This window comes from Vibrio sp. 03_296 (assembly GCF_002265885.1).
Genome location: NZ_NPKW01000249.1, coordinates 1 through 1,152, shown reverse-complemented (window position 1 = coordinate 1,152; position 1,152 = coordinate 1). Strand labels below are relative to the sequence as shown.

The window sequence follows — 1,152 nt, the reverse complement described above, 5'->3', positions numbered from 1 at the left end:
AAAGTGCTGCTCAGTCAGAAAAAATGCGCCAAGTGGTTAGCCCTTGGATCACATATCTGGCGGGTCAAGGATAACCAAACGTCTGAATTGTTAGTAATTCTGGCATCTGGTTAAGTGTGAGTCAGTCGCACGTGTCTGGGGAAGCTGTCTCCCCTTTTTTCGTCTACACCACTGGCAAATCGCGTTCATTTTGGAGACRACTTCAACTGGCAACCACCCTCAGTTCGTGATACTCTTCGCCTCCATTTTTCTGGCCGAAAAGTCATCAACTGGTGAACTTTCGCTGGTCAGTGCTATCTTTTAGTAGCAGATATTCCCTATCCGCTCTCAATCCAAACCAAACGTGGACTAAAACAGATGGGCAAAGGTACTCTTTACATCGTCTCTGCTCCAAGCGGTGCAGGCAAATACCAGCTTAATCTCCGCGATGCTGGAGAAAACCCGACTTACGCAATGAAAGTGTCGGTCTCTCACACCACACGTGGCATGCGCCCAGGTGAACAAGATGGCGTGCACTACCACTTTGTCGAGAAAGAGCATTTTGAAGATCTGATTACCAAAGGTGAGTTTCTGGAATACGCAGAAGTGTTTGGTAACTACTACGGCACCTCACGTGTTTGGATTGAAAACACCCTAGATAAAGGCATTGATGTTTTCTCGATATCGATTGGTCAAGGCGCTCGTCAAATTCGTGAGCAAATGCCACACGCCAAGAGCATCTTTATCTTACCACCATCTAATGGTGAACTTGAGCGTCGTCTTAATACGCGCGGTCAAGACAGCGAAGCGGTGATCGCCAAGCGCATGGCAGAAGCGAAATCCGAAATCTCGCACTACAACGAATACGATTACGTGATCATCAATGATGATTTCGATACTGCTTTAATGGACTTTAAGGCCATTATCCGAGCAGAAAGATTGAAGCAAGACAAACAAGCTGCTAAATATAGCGGTATGCTTGACGCGCTTTTAGCGGAATAAGACCCCAGAAAGCATTCTGTGGCACTAATAATACAACTCAAGGTACCTCAAGCTAGACACTGAGAACTGAGAGCCTGTATACTTTCTCGTCATTCAAAAAATTAGTTAACTAWTTGGAGTTCTCATGGCACGCGTAACTGTTCAAGACGCTGTTGAAAAAGTTGGCAACCG

The 1,152-nt window shown here is 45.8% G+C and carries 1 protein-coding gene; it reads left to right on the top strand.

Going from position 1 to position 1,152, the window contains the following annotated elements:
• The first annotated feature begins 357 nt into the window (after nucleotides 1-357).
• Nucleotides 358-981, top strand: coding sequence for a guanylate kinase (gene gmk / locus CIK04_RS23755; protein WP_128824670.1), 624 nt, complete (start codon nucleotides 358-360; stop codon nucleotides 979-981).
• Nucleotides 982-1,152: the final 171 nt, after the last annotated feature.